Here is a 16,400-nt window from a genome sequence, read left to right on the forward strand (position 1 = left end):
GTCAGCGCATAGTCGACGCCATGCGCCAGTCCGGCGTGGATGATCGCCGCCTTGGACAGGTGCTGCAACGGCGCACGGATGCGGAAACCCTCGCCCTCGGTGCCCGCCCGGGTGGCCAGATTGGCCAGCCGCTCGAAGGCCTCGACGAACTCGGGGCGGCAGTCCGGATATCCCGAATAGTCCACCGCATTGACCCCGATGAAGATGTCGCCCGCCTGCAGCACTTCGGCCCAGCCGAGCGCCAGGGACAGGAACAGGGTGTTGCGCGCCGGCACATAGGTGACCGGGACGCCAGCGCCCGACGACTCGCCCTCCGGCACGGCGATACTGCTGTCGGTCAGCGCCGAGCCGCCGATGCCGTTGAGATCGATACCGACCACCTTGTGCTCCACCGCGCCAAGCTGGCACGCCACCCGTTCGGCGGCCTGCAGCTCGGCGCGATGACGCTGGCCGTAGTCGAAGCTCATGGTGTAGCAGGCGTAGCCTTCGGCGCGCGCCATGGCCAAGACGGTGGCCGAATCGAGCCCGCCGGAGAGCAGGATCACCGCTTTCTTCTCGCTCATGCTGTCCTCTCCTCAGTGACCGGGTTCGTCGTTCCACAGGTACTTGTGCAGCTGCAGCTGCATGCGCACCGGCAGGTTGTCGGCAACGATCCAGTCGGCCAGCGTGCGCGCATCCAGCTCCTTGTGGCTGGGCGACATCAGCACTTCGCCGGCGCGCGCATCGAGGCGGTACTCGATGATCTTGGAGACCGCCCAGTCGTAGTCCTCGCGCGAGCAGGCGACGAACTTGACCTGATCGTTGCGGGTCAGCTCGGCCATGTTCTCGTAGCGGTTGCGGCCGACCTCGGCGGAGCCCGGAGTCTTCAGGTCGACCACCCGACTGACGCGGACATCCACCGGTGCGATATCCAGCGCGCCGCTGGTCTCCAGCGACACCTCGTAGCCGGCATCGCACAGCGCCGTCAGCAGCGCGATGCAGTTGGGCTGGGCCAGCGGCTCGCCTCCGGTCACGCATACGTAGCGCGGCCGGTAACCGGCGACCTGGGCGAGAATCTCCTCGAGCGTCATGATCTCGCCCCCGCTGAAGGCGTAGGCGGTATCGCAGTACTGGCAGCGCAGCGGGCAACCGGTGAGACGCACGAACACGGTCGGCAGGCCGGCGCTGCGGGTCTCGCCCTGCAGCGAATAGAAGATTTCGGTGATGCGTAGTGTCTGGTTCATAAGCCCCGGGCGTGATGGCGAAACAGGCCATCCGCCTCCGTTGCAGAGGATGGAAAAGAACCGGCAAGTCTAACGAAAAAACCCGCGCCGGGCGCGGGTTCTGTCGATACGGCCAGGATCAGAGACGACCCAGCTCGCGCTGGGCCAGCTGGGCGGCCGAAGTGCCGGGATACTGGGCGACGACCTGCTGGAGAACGGCACGCGCCCTGTCGAGATTGCCGAGACGGCGCTCGACGTCGCCGAGCTTGTACAGCGAGTCGGCCACCTTCTGATGGTCCGGATACGCCTGACTGACACGGGCGAAGGCCTGGCCGGCGCCCTGCAGGTCGCCCTGCGCCAGCTTGACTTCGCCCAGCCAGTACTGCGCATTCGCCGAGTACTGGCTGCTGGGATACTTGCGCAGGAATGCGCTGAAGGCCTGGTCGGCCTTGGCGAAATCCTTCGCCTTGATCAGGTCGAAGGCCGCATCGTAGAACAGCTTCTCCTTGGCCGGATCGCCAGGAGTCGCACTGGCCGGCGGCATGGCCGCTGCCGGGGTACCGGCCTGGGCGGCCGGAGCGTTCGCCGCAGGCGCAACGGGAGCCGACGCCGGAGCCTGGGCCGCACCGGCCAGACGCCCGTCGAGATCCTGATAGCGCTCGAGGCTTTCCTGCTTGAGACGCTGGATTTCGTACTGCTGCTCTTCCAGGGTGCCGCGCAGGCGGGCAACCTCTTCCTGCAGCTGCTGCAGCTGCAGGAAGAGCTCGCCTTGAGCCGAGGTGGGCGTTGCCGCGCCACCGGCGTAAGCACCTCCCGCCGCACCATAGCCGGCAGGCGGAGCATAGCCGCCCTGGACATCAGTGACCGGCACCTGCTGGGCCCAGCACGCCAGCGGCGCGACCAGGGTCAGCAGGGCGAGAACGCGGGAGGACTTACGCATGACGGCTTACTTCCGCAGTTCGACGCGACGGTTCTGAGCCCAGGACTCTTCGCTGCTGCCCATGACCACCGGACGCTCTTCGCCGTAGGACACCAGCTCCAGCTGGGCCGGGGACACGCCCTGCAGCACCAGGTAACGCTGCACAGCCTTGGCGCGACGCTCGCCCAGTGCCATGTTGTACTCGCGGGTACCGCGCTCGTCGGCGTGGCCTTCCAGGACGACGCGAGCGCCGTTGGCCTGCAGGTCGCGAGCGTGGACGTCCAGAGCGCGCATGGCTTCCGGCTTCAGGTCGGAGCTGTCGTACTCGAAGTAGAAGGTGGTGATGGCACGCAGGGCGGCCTCTTCGCTGTTCAGGCTGCCGTCGACGGCACCGGCATTGGCGCCGTAGCCGGCGTTCGGGTCAACAGCACCCTCGCCCGAAGCGTCGCCGCCCTTGGAGGAACAGCCGACGGCGACAGCCATGGCCAGGGTCAGCGCAGCAAATTTGCCGAATTTCAGCATTTCCATCATGTAACTCCTAAAACCCCATTGGTGTTTTTTGATACAACAGTTGGCAACCGCGTCAGTTCAGGTAAGGGGACCAGGATGGCTCTCGGACTTCGCCTTGAGCGACAGGAAGCGGGAGCCTCACTCGGCCGTTGGTGGACACGAGCATCAAGACTCCCCTGCCCTGCTGGCGGGTGGCGTAGATTAGCATGGCCCCATTGGGCGCGACAGTGGGCGACTCGTCCAGACTGGTCTGCGCCGACAGCACTCGCAGGCTGCCGCGCACCAGATCCTGGGCCGCTACGCGGAACACGGTGAAGCCGTCCTGACGGTGGATCATCACCAGGGTCTTCTCATCCGCCGACAGCTTCGGGTTGGCGTTGTAGTTGCCGACGAAGGTCACCCGCTCGGCCGCCCCGGAATTGATGTTGGTCTTGTAGATCTGCGGCTTGCCGCCGCGATCGGAGGTGAAGTAGATGGTCTGGCCGTCCTTGCCCCAGAAGGGTTCGGTATCGATGGCCAGATGATTGGTGACCCGACGCACCTGGCGGCTGCCCATGTCCATCACGTAGATCTCCGGGTTGCCGTCGCGCGACAGCACGAAGGCCAGGCGGCTGCCGTCCGGCGACCAGGCCGGAGCGCCGTTGAGGCCCTCGAAGTTGGTGATCTGCTCGCGGCGGCCGGTGTCGATGTGCTGCACGAAGATCCGCGGGCGGCGCTGCTCGAAGGACACGTAGGCGATGCGCCGGCCATCCGGAGCGAAGCTCGGCGAGAGGATCGGCTCGCGCGACTGCAGCAGGGTCACCGCGCGGGCGCCGTCGTAGTCGGAGCGCTGCAGGGTGTAGCGGGTATTGTTGGCCGCGAAGCGCTCGGCGGTGACGTAGAGCAGCTTGGTGGAGAACGCCCCCTTGATGCCGGTGAGCTTCTCGAACGACTGGTCGGCGATGAAGTGCGCCATGTCGCGCAACTGCGCGGTGCTGCCGCCGACGCTGCCGGTGAGCATCTGCTGCTCGGTGGTGACGTTGAACAGGGCGTACTGGATCTGCAGGCCGGCGCCGCCAGCGACCACGTTGCCGACCAGCAGGTACTGGGCGCCGAGGGCCTTCCAGTCGCGGTAGATGACTTCGCTGGCCTGGCTCGGCTGGCTGATCATGTTCTGCGGCGGAATCGGCTCGAAATAGCCGGAATTGCGCAGGTCGTTGCCAATGATCTCGGCCATGTTCTCGGGCAGCACGGCGCCGCCCGGGCCGCCGAAGGGCACCACGGCAATCGGGATGGCACGGTCGGTGCCGCTGGAAATCACCAGCGGGTCGGCTGCCTTGGCCACGCCGGCGAGCAGCAGCAGGCCCAGCATGGCCAGGCGAATCAGGGTGTTCACAGGCTCAAGTCCTCCGGTTTGAAGATGACGCGACGCTGACGGTACATCCGGTCGAAGGTCGCACGGTCCAGTTGCTGCATTTCCGGGATACGGCCGACGTTGCGCACGGCGGCCGCAGCCGAATTGTCGAACGGCAGATCGCCGCTTGAGCGGGTCACGCTGGCATTGGTGATGGTGCCGTCGGGCAGCATCTGGATGGTGACCTCCACGCTCATGCCGTTGCGCGCCGAGGGCGGCCGGCGCCACTGCTGGCTGACCAGCATGATGATCAGGTCGTCCAGATTGCCGGCGACCTGATCACCGACCGTGTCGGCCAGCGCCTGCTGGCGCTCGACGCTGTCGGAGAGCAGCTCGGCCAGCGCGGCGGCCTTCTTGTCTTCCTCGGCCTTGCGCGCCCGCGATGCCGCCTCGGCGGCCGCTTTCTTCTTGGCGTCCTCGGCAGCCTTCTTCCTGGCAGCCTCCTCGGCGGCTTTCTTTTTCGCCGCTTCTTCGGCGGCCTTTTTCTTCGCGGCTTCGTCGGCGGCCTTCTTCTTGGCAGCCTCTTCGGCAGCTTTCTTCTTCGCTGCCTCCTCGGCCGCCTTCTTCTTGGCGATCTCGGCCTGCTGCTTCTGCTCGGCGGCTTTCTTCTCCGCCTCGGCCTTGGCTTTCGCCGCCGCGGCCTCACGCTGCTTCTGCGCCTCGGCGGCCTTGGCCTGCGCCGCCTTGGCCGCTTCGGCCTGCTTCTGCTCGGCCGCCTTGGCCGCCGCGGCCTGGCGCTGCTGCTCGATCTTGCGCTGCTCAAGCTGCTCGGTCTCGTACTGCGGAGCGGCCGTGCGCTGGGATTCGCCGGCGATCTTCTGGTTGGTCTGTACCGTGGCCTGGCTCTGCGACTTGAGCTGGTACAGGGTCGCCTGCACCACCGGCCGCGACGGCGGCAGCTCGGGCGTCATCGCAAAGCTGACGAACAGCGTGGCGAAGATCAGCGCATGCAGGCCGACCGCCCAGATGGTCGGCCAGAAATAGCTTTCCGAGGACGAACGCTCGTGCTGTTGCATCAGGGCGCCTCGGTAATCAGCCCGACGTTGCCGACGCCGGCCTGCTGCAGGCCGCCCATCGCCGCCATCACCGAGCCGTAGTCGACCGCCTTGTCGCCGCGCACGAACACCTGCACCTGCTTACCCTGGCTGCGGTTCTGGTTCATGATCGCGGTGACCGCGCGGGTCATCTGTTCCAGGGTCAGCGCGGTGTCCTGCACGGTATCGGTGTCGACCTCGCTGCCCATGTTCCAGTAGTAGGTCTTGTCCGCCTTGATGGAAATGGTCAGCACCTGGGCGTTATTGTCCTGCGGCAGCGCTTCGCTGCTCACCTTGGGCAGATCGACCTTGACCCCCTGGTTGAGCATCGGCGCGGTCACCATGAAGATCACCAGCAGCACCAGCATGACGTCGATGTAGGGCACGACGTTCATCTCGGCGACCGGCTTGCGTCTGTTACGAATTCTGGCCATGTCTTAATCGAACCTGTCGGAAAACCTGGTCCGCCAGTCTCCCGATCCGGCACGGACGGGAGACTGGCGGGACGGCATCAATCGTCGCTGGTGTGCACCTTGCGGTGCAGGATGGCCTGGAATTCGTCGGCGAAGGTGTAGTAGCGGCCGATCAGCATCTCGCCGCGGGCCGAGAAGCGGTTGTAGGCGATCACCGCCGGGATGGCGGCGAACAGGCCGATGGCGGTGGCGATCAGCGCCTCGGCGATACCCGGCGCCACGGTCGCCAGGGTCGCCTGCTGGACCTGGGCCAGGCCGCGGAACGAGTTCATGATCCCCCAGACGGTGCCGAACAGGCCGATGTACGGGCTGGTGGAGCCGACGGTGGCAAGGAACGGCAGGCTCTGTTCGAGCTTTTCTTCCTCGCGGGAGATGGCCACGCGCATGGCGCGGTTGACGCCGTCCATCACCGCGTCCGGATCGACGCCCGGCTGCTGGCGCAGGCGGGAGAACTCCTTGAAGCCGGCACGGAAGATCTGCTCGGGACCGGAATCGGGGTCCGGGTTGCTGCCGGCCTGGCGGTACAGCTTGGACAGGTCGATGCCCGACCAGAAGCGCTCCTCGAAATTGTCCAGCCCCTTCTTCGCGGCGCGCAGCAGGTTGCTGCGCTGGAAGATCATGATCCACGAGGTGACCGAGGCGGCCACCAGAATCAGCATCACCAGTTGCACCACGACACTGGCATTGCTGATCAGGCTCCACATCGACATATGGTCAACGGCAACGGCGTTGGCTTCCACGCTTACTCTCCTGCAGGAAATAGTCCCGCGCCGGCGATGGCCGAACGCAGCGCATCGGGAATGGCCCGGGGTTTGAAACTGTCGGCGCGCACACAGGCCACCGTGACCCATCCCTCACAGAGCAGTGCCGCGTCGCCCTGCCGGCGCACCTGCTGATGCAGGCGCAGACTGGCACGGTTCGCCTGGCGAACCTCGACGCTCACCGTCAACGCGTCGTCCAGTCGCGCCGGAGCCAGATAGCGGGCCTCGACCGAATGCACGACAAACAGCAGGCCCTCCACCGCCAGCTGCGACTGGGCGAAGCCCAGTGCACGCAACCATTCGGTGCGAGCCCGCTCCATGAACTTGAGATAGTTGACGTAATAGACGACGCCGCCGGCGTCGGTGTCCTCGTAGTAGACCCGACAGGGATGGCTGAACGGCTGGCTCTCGTGTTGCGCGCGCATACTCTAGTCTTGGCTCCTCGGCTTGCCAACGGGCCTGGCAAGTATTTTTTGTGTCACTCGTCGAACGCCGGCGGACCGCTCTGCAACGCCTCGCCGAGGCGCCCCGGCACGTTCAGGCCGAAATGCAGGTAGGCATGCCGGGTCACCACCCGTCCGCGCGGGGTGCGCATGATGTAGCCCTGCTGGATCAGGTAGGGTTCGAGCACGTCCTCGATGGTGTGGCGCTCCTCGCCGATCGCCGCCGACAGGTTGTCGATGCCCACCGGCCCGCCGTCGAACTTGTCGATCATGGTCAGCAGCAGGCGGCGGTCCTGGTGATCGAAGCCGTGGGCGTCGATGTCCAGCATGTCCAGCGCGCGGTCGGCGATCTCGCGGCTGATCTGCCCCTGGCCGCGCACCTCGGCATAGTCGCGCACCCGGCGCAGCAGGCGGTTGGCGATGCGCGGCGTGCCGCGCGCACGGCGGGCGATCTCGAAGGAACCGGCGGCATCCACGGGCAGGCCGAGGATCGCCGCCGAACGCCCGACGATGGTCGCCAGGTCGTCGACGCTGTAGAACTCCAGACGCTGGATGATGCCGAAGCGGTCACGCAGCGGGTTGGTCAGCATCCCGGCGCGGGTGGTGGCGCCGATCAGGGTGAAGGGCGGCAGGTCGAGCTTGATCGAACGCGCCGCCGGCCCCTCGCCGATCATGATGTCCAGCTGGTAGTCCTCCATCGCCGGATAGAGCACTTCCTCGACCACCGGCGACAGGCGATGGATCTCGTCGACGAACAGCACGTCGCCCGGCTCCAGGTTGGTGAGCAGCGCGGCCAGATCGCCCGGACGCTCCAGCACCGGCCCCGAGGTACTCTTGATCGACACGCCCATCTCCTGGGCGATGATGTTGGCCAGGGTGGTCTTGCCCAGCCCCGGCGGGCCGAAGATCAATGTGTGGTCGAGCGCCTCGCTGCGCCCGCGCGCGGCCTGGATGAACAGCTCCATCTGCTCGCGCACCACCGGCTGGCCGATGTATTCGGCCAGCTTCAGCGGGCGGATGGCCCGGTCCTGCTGCTCCTCGCGCTCGCGCGGCGTGGCGGCGACCAGGCGGTCGGCTTCAATCATGGACGTTCACCACAGGCTCAGGCCATGCCCTTGAGGGCACGGCGGATCAGTTCTTCGCTGGACAGACCGTCCTCCAGCACCAGGGCCACGGCCCGGCTGGCCTCCGCCGGCTTGAAGCCGAGCGCCACCAGGGCGCTGACCGCGTCGCTCTCGGCGCTTGAGACCGTGGCCACCCGCAGCGGTTCCTGGGCCGGCAGCGGTAGCGACGAAAGACCGTCCCAGGCCTTGAAGCGGTCCTTGAGCTCGACCAGCAGGCGCTCGGCGGTCTTCTTGCCGACCCCCGGCACCCGGGTCAGCGCCTTGATGTCCTCGTTCTGCACGCAGCGCACCAGCTCGTCCACCTCCAGCGCCGACATCAGCGCCAGCGCCAGCTTGGGGCCGACGCCGTTGAGGCGGATCAGCTCGCGGAACAGCTCGCGCTCGCGCTTCTCGGCGAAGCCGTAGAGCAGGTGGGCGTCCTCGCGCACCACCAGATGGGTGTGCAGGGTCACCGCCTCGCCGAGCGCCGGCAGACGGTAGAGGCTGCTCAGCGGCATCTCCAGTTCATAGCCGACGCCACCGACGTCGACCAGCAGGTGCGGCGGCTGCTTTTCCGCCAGGGTGCCACGCAGGCGTCCGATCATGCTGTGCTGTCCTTGAAGTCAGAAACGCAGTCGCCCACCGCGCCGGCGCGCGGTGGCCAGCCCGTGGGGAATCAGGCTCTGCCGATGATGGGCGTGACACAGGGCGATGGCCAGGGCGTCGGAGGCATCGATCTGCGGCTTCTGCACCAGCTTGAGCAGGTGCATGACCATCAGCTGCACCTGCTCCTTGGCGGCGCCGCCGCTGCCGGCGATGGCCTGCTTGACCTGGCTGGCGGTGTACTCGTCGACCGACAGCCCCTCCTCCACCGCGGCGACGATCGCCGCGCCGCGCGCCTGGCCGAGCTTGAGCGCCGAATCGGCGTTGCGCGACATGAACACCTGCTCGATGCCCATCATCACCGGGCCGTGCAGGCGGATCACCTCGCGCACCCCGCGGTAGACCTTCTGCAGCCGCTCGGGCAGCGGCCCGTCGCCGGTGCGGATGCAGCCGGAGGCGACGTATTCGCAGCCGCGCCCGGTGTCGCGCACCACGCCGTAGCCGGTAATACGCGAGCCGGGGTCGATGCCGAGGATCAGGGTCATGCCACGCCCATACTGTTCATTTATCCAGAGCGGCGAGTATACGGGGGCGCCGGGGGCACGTCACGCACCCCCGGAAACGCGCGGGCCGGCCGCAGGACACCCCGCGACCGGCCCGTTCCACAGCGAGCAGGCTCGGACCGTCAGCCCAGCTGCTCCATGATCTCGTCGGGGATCTCGGCGTTGTGGTAGACGTTCTGCACGTCGTCGAGGTCTTCCAGCATGTCGATCAGCTTGAGCACCTTCTGCGCAGTTTCCAAGTCGGCGACCGGCGCGCTGATCGACGGGATCATCGCCACCTCGGCCTCGTCGCCCTTGAAGCCGGCGGCGGCCAGCGCCTCGTTGACCGCGTGGAAGTCGGCGAAGCTGGTGAACACGTCGACCGAGCCGTCGTCGTTGGTGACGATGTCGTCGGCGCCGGCCTCCATCGCCGCCTCCATCAGCGCGTCCTCGTCGACGCCCGGAGCGAAGCTGATCTGCCCCTTGCGGTCGAACATGTAGGCCACCGAGCCGTCGGTGCCGAGGTTGCCGCCGCACTTGCTGAAGGCGTGGCGCACTTCGGCGGCGGTGCGGTTGCGGTTGTCGGTCATCGCCTCGACGATGATCGCCACGCCGCTCGGCGCATAGCCCTCGTAGCTCAGTTCGGTCATGTTGTCGGCTTCGTTGGAGCCGGCACCGCGGGCGATGGCGCGATCGATGGTGTCGCGGGTCATGTTGGCGGTCAGCGCCTTGTCCACCGCCAGACGCAGGCGCGGGTTGTCCGCCGGCACGCCGCCGCCGTGCTTGGCCGCGACGGTCAGCTCACGAATCAGCTTGGTGAAGATCTTGCCGCGCTTGGCGTCCTGGCGCTCCTTGCGGTGCTTGATGTTGGCCCATTTGGAATGACCTGCCATGACTCTCTCCGTCGTGTTTCTGGTGATTCTTGTGCTTTTGCCGCCCCATAACTGAAGGAGCCTGGCATAACCAGGCTCCTGTGGGTCGGCTTATTCGGCCTTGGGTTGCTCGCGCAGGCGAATGTTCAGCTCGCGCAGCTGCTTGGCGTCGACAACGCCCGGCGCCTGGGTCATCACGCAGGCGGCGCTCTGGGTTTTCGGGAAGGCGATCACTTCGCGGATCGAGCTGGCGCCGGTCATCAGCATCACCAGACGGTCCAGGCCGAAGGCCAGGCCACCGTGCGGCGGCGCACCGAACTTCAGGGCGTCGAGCAGGAAGCCGAACTTCTCCTGCTGCTCTTCCTCGCTGATGCCGAGCACGCGGAACACCGCCTGCTGCATTTCCTTGCTGTGGATGCGGATCGAACCGCCGCCCAGCTCGGTGCCGTTGAGCACCATGTCGTAGGCGCGCGACAGCGCGGCGGCCGGGTTGGCCTCCAGCTCCTCCGGGCTGCACTTGGGCGCGGTGAACGGGTGGTGCATGGCGGTCAGGCTGCCGTCGTCGTTTTCCTCGAACATCGGGAAGTCGACCACCCACAGCGGGGCCCATTCGCAGGTCAGCAGGTTGAGGTCGTGACCGAGCTTGACGCGCAGGGCGCCGAGCGCCTCGGAAACGATCTTGGCCTTGTCGGCGCCGAAGAACACGATGTCGCCATCGACCGCACCGACGCGATCGAGGATCACGTTGATGTTGTCCAGCGGGATGTTCTTGACGATCGGCGACTGCAGGCCCTCGACGCCGGCGGCACGCTCATTGACCTTGATGTAGGCCAGGCCCTTGGCACCATAGATGCCGACGAACTTGGTGTAGTCGTCGATCTGCTTGCGCGGCATGCTCGCGCCGCCCGGTACGCGCAGGGCGGTGACGCGGCACTTGGGATCGTTGGCCGGGCCGGCGAACACCTTGAACTCGACGTCCTTGAGCTGGTCCTCGACGTCGACCAGCTCCAGCGGGATGCGCAGGTCAGGCTTGTCCGAGCCGTAGCGGCGCATGGCCTCGGCCAGGGTCATGTGCGGAAGCGTACCGAACTCGACGTCCAGCACTTCCTTGAACAGGTTGCGCACCATGGTCTCGGTCAGGCCCATGATGTCGGCTTCGTCGAGGAAGCTGGTCTCGAGGTCGATCTGGGTGAATTCCGGCTGGCGGTCGGCGCGCAGGTCCTCGTCGCGGAAGCACTTGGCGATCTGGTAGTAGCGGTCGAAGCCGGCGACCATCAACAGCTGCTTGAACAGCTGCGGCGACTGCGGCAGGGCGAAGAAGCTGCCGGCGTGGGTGCGGCTCGGCACCAGGTAGTCGCGCGCGCCTTCCGGGGTGGCGCGGGTGAGGATCGGCGTCTCGACGTCGAGGAAGCCGTTGTCGTCCAGGTAACGGCGGATGCTGCTGGTGATGCGCGAGCGCAGCTTGAGCTTCTCGGCCATCTCCGGGCGGCGCAGGTCGATGAAGCGGTAGCGCAGGCGGGTTTCCTCGCCGACGTCGGTGTACTCGTTGAGCGGGAACGGCGGGGTCTCGGCCTCGTTGAGCACTTCCAGCTCGTAGCCGAGCACCTCGATGGCGCCGCTGGCCATGTTGGCGTTGCGCGCGCCTTCGGGGCGCAGGCGCACCTTGCCGACGATCTTCACCACGTACTCGCTGCGCACGCGGTCGGCCTTGGCGAAGGTCTCGGCGCGATCCGGATCGAACACCACCTGGGCCAGACCTTCACGGTCGCGGATGTCGAGGAAGATCACCCCGCCGTGGTCGCGACGGCGATGGACCCAGCCGCACAGGGTGACTTCCTGGCCGTCCAGGCTTTCGTTGAGTTGGCCGCAATAGTGGCTGCGCATCATGGTCGGTTCGCTTCTCAAGAGTCGGTCGTGGGTTGCGCGGGGCGGGCTGCGTGCTCGTTGCCCGAGCGCTGCCGCCACGGCCGCCGCCGCGCCACAGGCGGGTGCGCGACGACAGTCCGTGCATCGTAAAGGGCGGCGATTATAGCCTGAAAAATCCGCCCGGCGCAGCGTGGCCCCGGGCGCCACGGCGACCGCGCGCCGGCCACCATCGTCGTCCCCGGGCGCCTGGCGCTCATGTTAGGCTCTGGGTCATCGAGGTCAGACTGCACAGCAAAAGGAGAACCCCATGCAGATCGATATCGGCATCACCGAACAGGACCGCGCCGCCATCGCCGAAGGCCTGTCGCGCCTGCTGGCCGACACCTACACCCTGTACCTGAAGACCCACAACTTCCACTGGAACGTCACCGGGCCGATGTTCAACACCCTGCACCTGATGTTCGAGGCGCAGTACAACGAGCTGGCCCTGGCGGTCGACCTGATCGCCGAGCGCATCCGCGCCCTGGGCTTCCCGGCGCCGGGCACCTACGCCGCCTACGCGCGCCTGTCCTCGATCAAGGAAGAGGAAGGCGTGCCCAGCGCCCAGGAGATGATCACGCTGCTGGTTCAGGGGCAGGAAGCGGTGGTGCGCACCGCACGCGGCATCTTCCCGCTGGTCGACAAGGTCAGCGACGAGCCGACCGCCGACCTGCTGACCCAGCGCATGCAGGTCCACGAGAAGACCGCCTGGATGCTGCGCAGCCTGCTGGAAGGCTGATCCCCGCGGGCCGGCACCTGCACTGCCGGCCCCGCCCGCCTCGCTCGCCATTTTCTGCAACAGCGCGCAATTGAGACACCGCCCTCTTTACGGTTAAATACCGCCCGCGTCGTCGCCCCGCCTTCCGCCTGCATACCGCCGGGTGCGACCCGCCGTCCGGCTCGATCCGTACGCCATGGCGTATCCCCTGCTTGCCCCCTTCGCCTGCCGTCATGCCCGGACGCTATCCGTGTCTTTTTTGTCATCAAGGTGAGTTCATTGAGCATTCTCAAACCCCTTCATCTGCTCGGCGGTGCGGCTGCCCTGCTGCTGTCCTTCGTCCCCAGCCTGCGCGGCGAGGCGCTGCCCTGGCTGCAGCAGCCGGCGGCCCTGCACCTGGCCTTCATCGGCGTGGCCAACCTGCTGGTCGCCCCCTTCGCCGCCACCCGGCGCGCGCGCCTGCAGCCCTGGGCCAGCGCCCTGCTGATCCTCGCCGCGCTGATCCAGGCCGCCAGCCTGCTGCTGCCGCTGGAGCAGGTGGCCGGCCTGCCGGCGGTGCTGGCCAGCCTCGGCGCCCTGGCGCTGGCCAGCCTGCTGCAACTGCTGCCCAGCCTGCCCCTTGAGCCCGCCGCCCAGAGCCAGCCGCAGCCGGCGCCGCGCGCCGCGCACAAGCCGGTCGCCAGCCCCCGGCCGGCCGCGCCGCGCGCCGCCGGCAACGCCGTGCGGGAAACCGGCACGGTGAAGTGGTTCAACACCTCGAAGGGCTTCGGCTTCATCTCCCGCGACGACGGCGAAGACATCTTCGTCCACTTCCGCGCCATCCGCGGCGAGGGGCATCGCGTACTGGTCGAGGGGCAGCGGGTGGAGTTCAGCGTGGTGATGCGCGACAAGGGGCTGCAGGCCGAGGACGTCACCGACGAGAATCCCGACTGGCGCTGAAGCCGGCCCGGAAACGACGACCCCGCCATCCGGCGGGGTCGTCGTTTCTGCGCAAGGCTCAGTAGTGCGGCGGCGGCGCCTCGTCGTCGGCGTTGCCGACCTGCTCGACCAGTTCGGCCTGCCGCGAGGCCAGCACCTCGATCTGCCGCTGCAGACGCTCGATCAGCCGGCTCTGCACCAGCAGCTCGTCGCTCAGCTGTTGCAGGGCATCGTCCTGAAAGGCCAGGCGGGTTTCCAGTTCGGTGACGCGCAGTTCCAGGCTCATACCGGCTCCGCCGCGAAACGGAAGTCCTCGGAGGTCAGCACCAGCCGCAGCTTGGCGCGCAGTTCGCTGAGCAGATCCTCGGTGTAGGGCTGCGCCGGATGCCGGCCCCATACCGGCGCAGGCCAGGAGGCATCGTTGCGGCGCCGCGCGACCACATGCATGTGCAGCTGGGCGACCACGTTGCCGAGGGTGGCGATGTTCATCTTGTCGGCCTTGAAGGTGTCCTTGATGACTTCGGCCAGCAGGCTGGTCTCGCGCAGCAGCGAGCGCTGGTCGGCCGCGTCGAGCTGGAACAGCTCGCTGACCTCCTCGCGGCGCGGCACCAGGATGAACCAGGGATAGTTGGCGTCGTTCATCAGCAACAGCCGGCACAGCGGGAAATCGCCGATGTGCAGGGTGTCCTGGGCAAGACGGGGATCGAGGACGAACATGGCGGCAGCTCCTTCGACAAAGACAGTGGGCATCCGGTTACCCGGAGCTTGGTACAGGTCGCTCAGTTTGCCACAGCCTGACGCCCGACTGGCCGACGGGCGGCGCGCGGCAGCCAGACCTCGACCGCCAGACCGCCCAGCGGCGAGTCGTCCAGGCGGATCTCGCCGCCGTGCAGCTCGACGATGCGCTGCACGATGGACAGCCCCAGCCCGGCACCCGGCCCGCCGCCCTGGCGGTAGAAGCGGCGGAACAGCGGCTCGCGCTGCTCGACCGGCACCCCCGGGCCGCTGTCGGCCACCGTCAGGCCGACGCGCTGCGCCTCGGCCTGCAGGCGGACGCGGATGCAGCCGCCCGCCGGGGTGTACTGCACGGCGTTGCCCACCAGGTTCTGCAACAGCGTGCCGAGGCTCGGCGCGTCGGCCTGCAGGCGGTAGTCCGCGCCCTCGTCGACCTCCAGGCTCAGCTCCTGGCCGCGCGCCAGCGCCAGCGGAATCAGCTCGGCCAGCTCGCCGCGCAGCCAGGGCAGCAGGTCCAGCTCGCCCGGCGCGCCCAGCCCGCCCTCGGGCTCCAGACGCGCTAGGGTGAGCAGCTGGGTGACCACCCGCGTGGCCCGCTCAACCCCACCGACCAGTTGGCGCAGCGCCGCCTCGCGGTCGGCGGGATCGGGCGCTTCCAGGGCGTTCTCGGCGTGGATGCGCAGCACCGCCAGCGGCGTGCGCAGCTCATGGGCGGCGTCGGCGAGGAAGCGTCGTTCGCGCTCCAGCAACTGGGTGACCTGCAGCAGCAAGCGATTGAGTGCGGCGACCATCGGCTCCAGCTCCTGGGGCAGCGGCGCCAGGGTCAGCGGCGCGAGATTCTCCGCATCGCGTGCCTTGATCGACTGCGCCATGCGCCGCAACGGGCGCAAGCCCAGGCCGATCGCCGACCAGACCAGCAGGGCCAGCAGCGGCAGGCCGATCAGATCGGGCAGCAGGCTGCGCAGGGTGATCTTGCCGACCAGCTCGCCGCGCACGTCCTCGCGCTCGGCGACCAGCACCCAGAGGTCGTCGTGGCGGTCGTGGAGCATGAACAGCCGCCAGTGGCGACCCTCCAGCGGCGCCGTGTGATAGCCGGCCAGGTAAGGACCGAGGGCAGCCAGCGACTCGCCCTCGGCGTGGGCGTGGCCCTGCTCGCCGCGGTGGAAATCCAGCACCAGCTGGGCGAGCACCCCGACCGGCGCGCTGGCCGATTTCAGCAGGCTGCGTCCCTGGGCATCGAACACCACGAAACCCAACTTGCTCTCGTACTTGTGGCCCAGCGGCCGGCCTTCGTCCGGCGCCGCGTACTGCACCGCCAGGGCGTCGTCGAGCGACTGCTGCAGCGCCTGGAGCGCGGGCGCCGGCATGTCGCCGCCGACCATCCCGGCCAGCAGCCGCGCGGTCTGCGCCAGCTGGGCATCAAACAGTTCCTCGATCTCGTGCTGGGCATCGCGGTAGCTGAGCCAGGAGATCACCGTCAGCGCCAGGCACAGCACGCCGAGCACCAGCGCCAGGGTGCGCGCGCGGATCGAGCGCAGCCTCATGCCTTGTCCACCAGGTAGCCGACCCCGCGCACGGTGCGGATCAGCTCGGGAAACAGCTTCTTGCGCAGGTGATGCACATGGACTTCGAGGGCGTTGCTCTCCACCTCCTCGTCCCAGCCGTAGAGCACCTGCTGCAGCCGGTCGCGGGTCAGCACACGTCCGGGCTGGGCGAGCAGCTCGTGGAGCAGCAGGAACTCCTTGCGCGCCAGGTTGACCGGCGCGCCGCGGAAGGTCACCTGCTGGCTTTCCGGCTCCAGGCGGATGCCGCGGTACTCCAGCGCCGGCTGCGCGCGGCCGAAGCTGCGCCGCAGCAGGGCGCGCAGGCGCGCCTTGAGCTCGGCGACGTCGAAGGGCTTGACCAGGTAGTCATCGGCGCCGGCGTCCAGCCCGGCGATGCGGTCGGCGGTGGCGTCGCGGGCGGTGAGCACCAGCACCGGCAGCGGGTTGTCGGCGCGGCGCAGGCGGCGCAGCACCTCCAGACCGTCCATGCGCGGCAGACCGAGGTCCAGCACGCACAGGTCGAAACTCTCGTGGCTCAGCGCATGCAGCGCGCTGGCGCCGTCCTGCAGCCAGTCCACCGTGTAGCCCTCGGGCTTGAGCGCGGTGCGAATGCCCTCGCCCAGCGCCGGATCGTCCTCCACCAGGAGAATCCGCATCCCCACCTCCTCTCGTCACGCCGATGAAAAAAACGCCGGGCGGCGGCGACTCCCCAGCGCCACCACCCG

General features: G+C 67.8%; 20 protein-coding genes. 2 read left to right on the top strand and 18 right to left on the bottom strand.

Translation table 11 applies throughout. From position 1 onward, the window contains the following. The 14 genes from queC to aspS all read right to left on the bottom strand — a co-directional run. Positions 1–563: 7-cyano-7-deazaguanine synthase QueC (queC, locus tag BLU22_RS00005; RefSeq protein WP_090211156.1), on the bottom strand; the 563-nt coding region annotated here is incomplete at its 3' end. A 12-nt stretch (positions 564–575) separates the two neighbouring features. After that, the gene (queE, locus tag BLU22_RS00010) at positions 576–1,223 is read right to left on the bottom strand and encodes a 7-carboxy-7-deazaguanine synthase QueE (protein WP_090211158.1); all 648 of its coding nucleotides are present in this window, start codon (positions 1,221–1,223) and stop codon (positions 576–578) included. Positions 1,224–1,341: 118 nt separating this feature from the next. Further along, positions 1,342–2,142 (bottom strand): tol-pal system protein YbgF, encoded by an 801-nt coding sequence (gene ybgF, locus BLU22_RS00015; protein ID WP_090211159.1) that lies wholly within the window; start codon positions 2,140–2,142, stop codon positions 1,342–1,344. A 6-nt stretch (positions 2,143–2,148) separates the two neighbouring features. Beyond that, positions 2,149–2,649: a peptidoglycan-associated lipoprotein Pal gene (gene pal, locus BLU22_RS00020; protein WP_090211161.1), complete on the bottom strand. Its 501-nt coding sequence runs from the start codon at positions 2,647–2,649 to the stop codon at positions 2,149–2,151. A 55-nt stretch (positions 2,650–2,704) separates the two neighbouring features. Continuing rightward, positions 2,705–4,006: a Tol-Pal system beta propeller repeat protein TolB gene (gene tolB / locus BLU22_RS00025; RefSeq protein WP_090211163.1), complete on the bottom strand. Its 1,302-nt coding sequence runs from the start codon at positions 4,004–4,006 to the stop codon at positions 2,705–2,707. Continuing rightward, on the bottom strand, positions 4,003–5,043 hold the full coding sequence (gene tolA / locus BLU22_RS00030; RefSeq protein WP_090211165.1) for a cell envelope integrity protein TolA: 1,041 nt from the start codon (positions 5,041–5,043) through the stop codon (positions 4,003–4,005). Before tolA ends, tolB begins: the two co-directional genes overlap by 4 nt. Continuing rightward, on the bottom strand, positions 5,040–5,492 hold the full coding sequence (gene tolR / locus BLU22_RS00035) for a protein TolR (RefSeq protein ID WP_090211166.1): 453 nt from the start codon (positions 5,490–5,492) through the stop codon (positions 5,040–5,042). Before tolR ends, tolA begins: the two co-directional genes overlap by 4 nt. A gap of 77 nt (positions 5,493–5,569) precedes the next feature. Then, on the bottom strand, positions 5,570–6,241 hold the full coding sequence (gene tolQ, locus BLU22_RS00040) for a protein TolQ (protein ID WP_173867186.1): 672 nt from the start codon (positions 6,239–6,241) through the stop codon (positions 5,570–5,572). A gap of 32 nt (positions 6,242–6,273) precedes the next feature. Next, entirely contained in the window at positions 6,274–6,717 is a 444-nt protein-coding gene (ybgC, locus tag BLU22_RS00045; protein WP_090211170.1) for a tol-pal system-associated acyl-CoA thioesterase, read from the bottom strand. A 53-nt stretch (positions 6,718–6,770) separates the two neighbouring features. Then, complete coding sequence (ruvB, locus tag BLU22_RS00050) at positions 6,771–7,820, bottom strand: Holliday junction branch migration DNA helicase RuvB (RefSeq protein WP_090211171.1); 1,050 nt, start codon at positions 7,818–7,820, stop codon at positions 6,771–6,773. A gap of 17 nt (positions 7,821–7,837) precedes the next feature. Continuing rightward, on the bottom strand, positions 7,838–8,443 hold the full coding sequence (ruvA, locus tag BLU22_RS00055) for a Holliday junction branch migration protein RuvA (protein ID WP_090211172.1): 606 nt from the start codon (positions 8,441–8,443) through the stop codon (positions 7,838–7,840). A gap of 18 nt (positions 8,444–8,461) precedes the next feature. Next, on the bottom strand, positions 8,462–8,986 hold the full coding sequence (gene ruvC / locus BLU22_RS00060; RefSeq protein WP_090211174.1) for a crossover junction endodeoxyribonuclease RuvC: 525 nt from the start codon (positions 8,984–8,986) through the stop codon (positions 8,462–8,464). 140 nt (positions 8,987–9,126) lie between these two features. Continuing rightward, positions 9,127–9,876, bottom strand: coding sequence for a YebC/PmpR family DNA-binding transcriptional regulator (locus BLU22_RS00065; RefSeq protein ID WP_090211175.1), 750 nt, complete (start codon positions 9,874–9,876; stop codon positions 9,127–9,129). A 90-nt stretch (positions 9,877–9,966) separates the two neighbouring features. Beyond that, the gene (gene aspS / locus BLU22_RS00070) at positions 9,967–11,742 is read right to left on the bottom strand and encodes an aspartate--tRNA ligase (RefSeq protein ID WP_090211178.1); all 1,776 of its coding nucleotides are present in this window, start codon (positions 11,740–11,742) and stop codon (positions 9,967–9,969) included. Between the two features lie 286 nt (positions 11,743–12,028). Here aspS and BLU22_RS00075 point away from each other — a divergent pair, with 286 nt between their 5' ends. Then, positions 12,029–12,499, top strand: a complete 471-nt coding sequence (locus BLU22_RS00075) for a Dps family protein (RefSeq protein WP_090211180.1) — start codon at positions 12,029–12,031, stop codon at positions 12,497–12,499. Positions 12,500–12,763: 264 nt separating this feature from the next. Beyond that, entirely contained in the window at positions 12,764–13,417 is a 654-nt protein-coding gene (locus BLU22_RS15345) for a cold-shock protein (protein WP_090216128.1), read from the top strand. A 58-nt stretch (positions 13,418–13,475) separates the two neighbouring features. On the opposite strand, the gene BLU22_RS00085 is transcribed toward BLU22_RS15345, so the two are convergent. The 4 genes from BLU22_RS00085 to BLU22_RS00100 all read right to left on the bottom strand — a co-directional run bounded on the left by BLU22_RS00085 (position 13,476) and on the right by BLU22_RS00100 (position 16,331). Further along, complete coding sequence (locus BLU22_RS00085; protein ID WP_090211181.1) at positions 13,476–13,682, bottom strand: SlyX family protein; 207 nt, start codon at positions 13,680–13,682, stop codon at positions 13,476–13,478. After that, a complete protein-coding gene (locus BLU22_RS00090; RefSeq protein WP_090211183.1) occupies positions 13,679–14,113 on the bottom strand; it encodes an HIT domain-containing protein in 435 nt (144 codons plus the stop codon). Before BLU22_RS00090 ends, BLU22_RS00085 begins: the two co-directional genes overlap by 4 nt. Before the next feature lie 62 nt (positions 14,114–14,175). Next, positions 14,176–15,675, bottom strand: a complete 1,500-nt coding sequence (locus BLU22_RS00095) for an ATP-binding protein (RefSeq protein ID WP_173867161.1) — start codon at positions 15,673–15,675, stop codon at positions 14,176–14,178. Further along, on the bottom strand, positions 15,672–16,331 hold the full coding sequence (locus BLU22_RS00100) for a response regulator (RefSeq protein WP_090211185.1): 660 nt from the start codon (positions 16,329–16,331) through the stop codon (positions 15,672–15,674). Before BLU22_RS00100 ends, BLU22_RS00095 begins: the two co-directional genes overlap by 4 nt. Between the last annotated feature and the right edge of the window lie 69 nt (positions 16,332–16,400).

Origin of the sequence: Pseudomonas guangdongensis, assembly GCF_900105885.1 — a bacterium.
Lineage (GTDB): Bacteria > Pseudomonadota > Gammaproteobacteria > Pseudomonadales > Pseudomonadaceae > Geopseudomonas > Geopseudomonas guangdongensis.

Bases quoted from the DNA above. Each gene is read 5' to 3' on its own strand.
- BLU22_RS00075 (WP_090211180.1), top strand. From the start codon at position 12,029: ATGCAGATCGATATCGGCATCACCGAACAGGACCGCGCCGCCATCGCC.
- BLU22_RS00100 (WP_090211185.1), bottom strand. From the start codon at position 16,331: ATGCGGATTCTCCTGGTGGAGGACGATCCGGCGCTGGGCGAGGGCATT.
- queE (WP_090211158.1), bottom strand. From the start codon at position 1,223: ATGAACCAGACACTACGCATCACCGAAATCTTCTATTCGCTGCAGGGC.
- ruvA (WP_090211172.1), bottom strand. From the start codon at position 8,443: ATGATCGGACGCCTGCGTGGCACCCTGGCGGAAAAGCAGCCGCCGCAC.
- BLU22_RS00095 (WP_173867161.1), bottom strand. From the start codon at position 15,675: ATGAGGCTGCGCTCGATCCGCGCGCGCACCCTGGCGCTGGTGCTCGGC.
- pal (WP_090211161.1), bottom strand. From the start codon at position 2,649: ATGGAAATGCTGAAATTCGGCAAATTTGCTGCGCTGACCCTGGCCATG.
- ybgF (WP_090211159.1), bottom strand. From the start codon at position 2,142: ATGCGTAAGTCCTCCCGCGTTCTCGCCCTGCTGACCCTGGTCGCGCCG.
- aspS (WP_090211178.1), bottom strand. From the start codon at position 11,742: ATGATGCGCAGCCACTATTGCGGCCAACTCAACGAAAGCCTGGACGGC.
- BLU22_RS00090 (WP_090211183.1), bottom strand. From the start codon at position 14,113: ATGTTCGTCCTCGATCCCCGTCTTGCCCAGGACACCCTGCACATCGGC.
- tolR (WP_090211166.1), bottom strand. From the start codon at position 5,492: ATGGCCAGAATTCGTAACAGACGCAAGCCGGTCGCCGAGATGAACGTC.
- tolQ (WP_173867186.1), bottom strand. From the start codon at position 6,241: ATGTCGATGTGGAGCCTGATCAGCAATGCCAGTGTCGTGGTGCAACTG.
- BLU22_RS00065 (WP_090211175.1), bottom strand. From the start codon at position 9,876: ATGGCAGGTCATTCCAAATGGGCCAACATCAAGCACCGCAAGGAGCGC.
- BLU22_RS00085 (WP_090211181.1), bottom strand. From the start codon at position 13,682: ATGAGCCTGGAACTGCGCGTCACCGAACTGGAAACCCGCCTGGCCTTT.
- ruvB (WP_090211171.1), bottom strand. From the start codon at position 7,820: ATGATTGAAGCCGACCGCCTGGTCGCCGCCACGCCGCGCGAGCGCGAG.
- ruvC (WP_090211174.1), bottom strand. From the start codon at position 8,986: ATGACCCTGATCCTCGGCATCGACCCCGGCTCGCGTATTACCGGCTAC.
- ybgC (WP_090211170.1), bottom strand. From the start codon at position 6,717: ATGCGCGCGCAACACGAGAGCCAGCCGTTCAGCCATCCCTGTCGGGTC.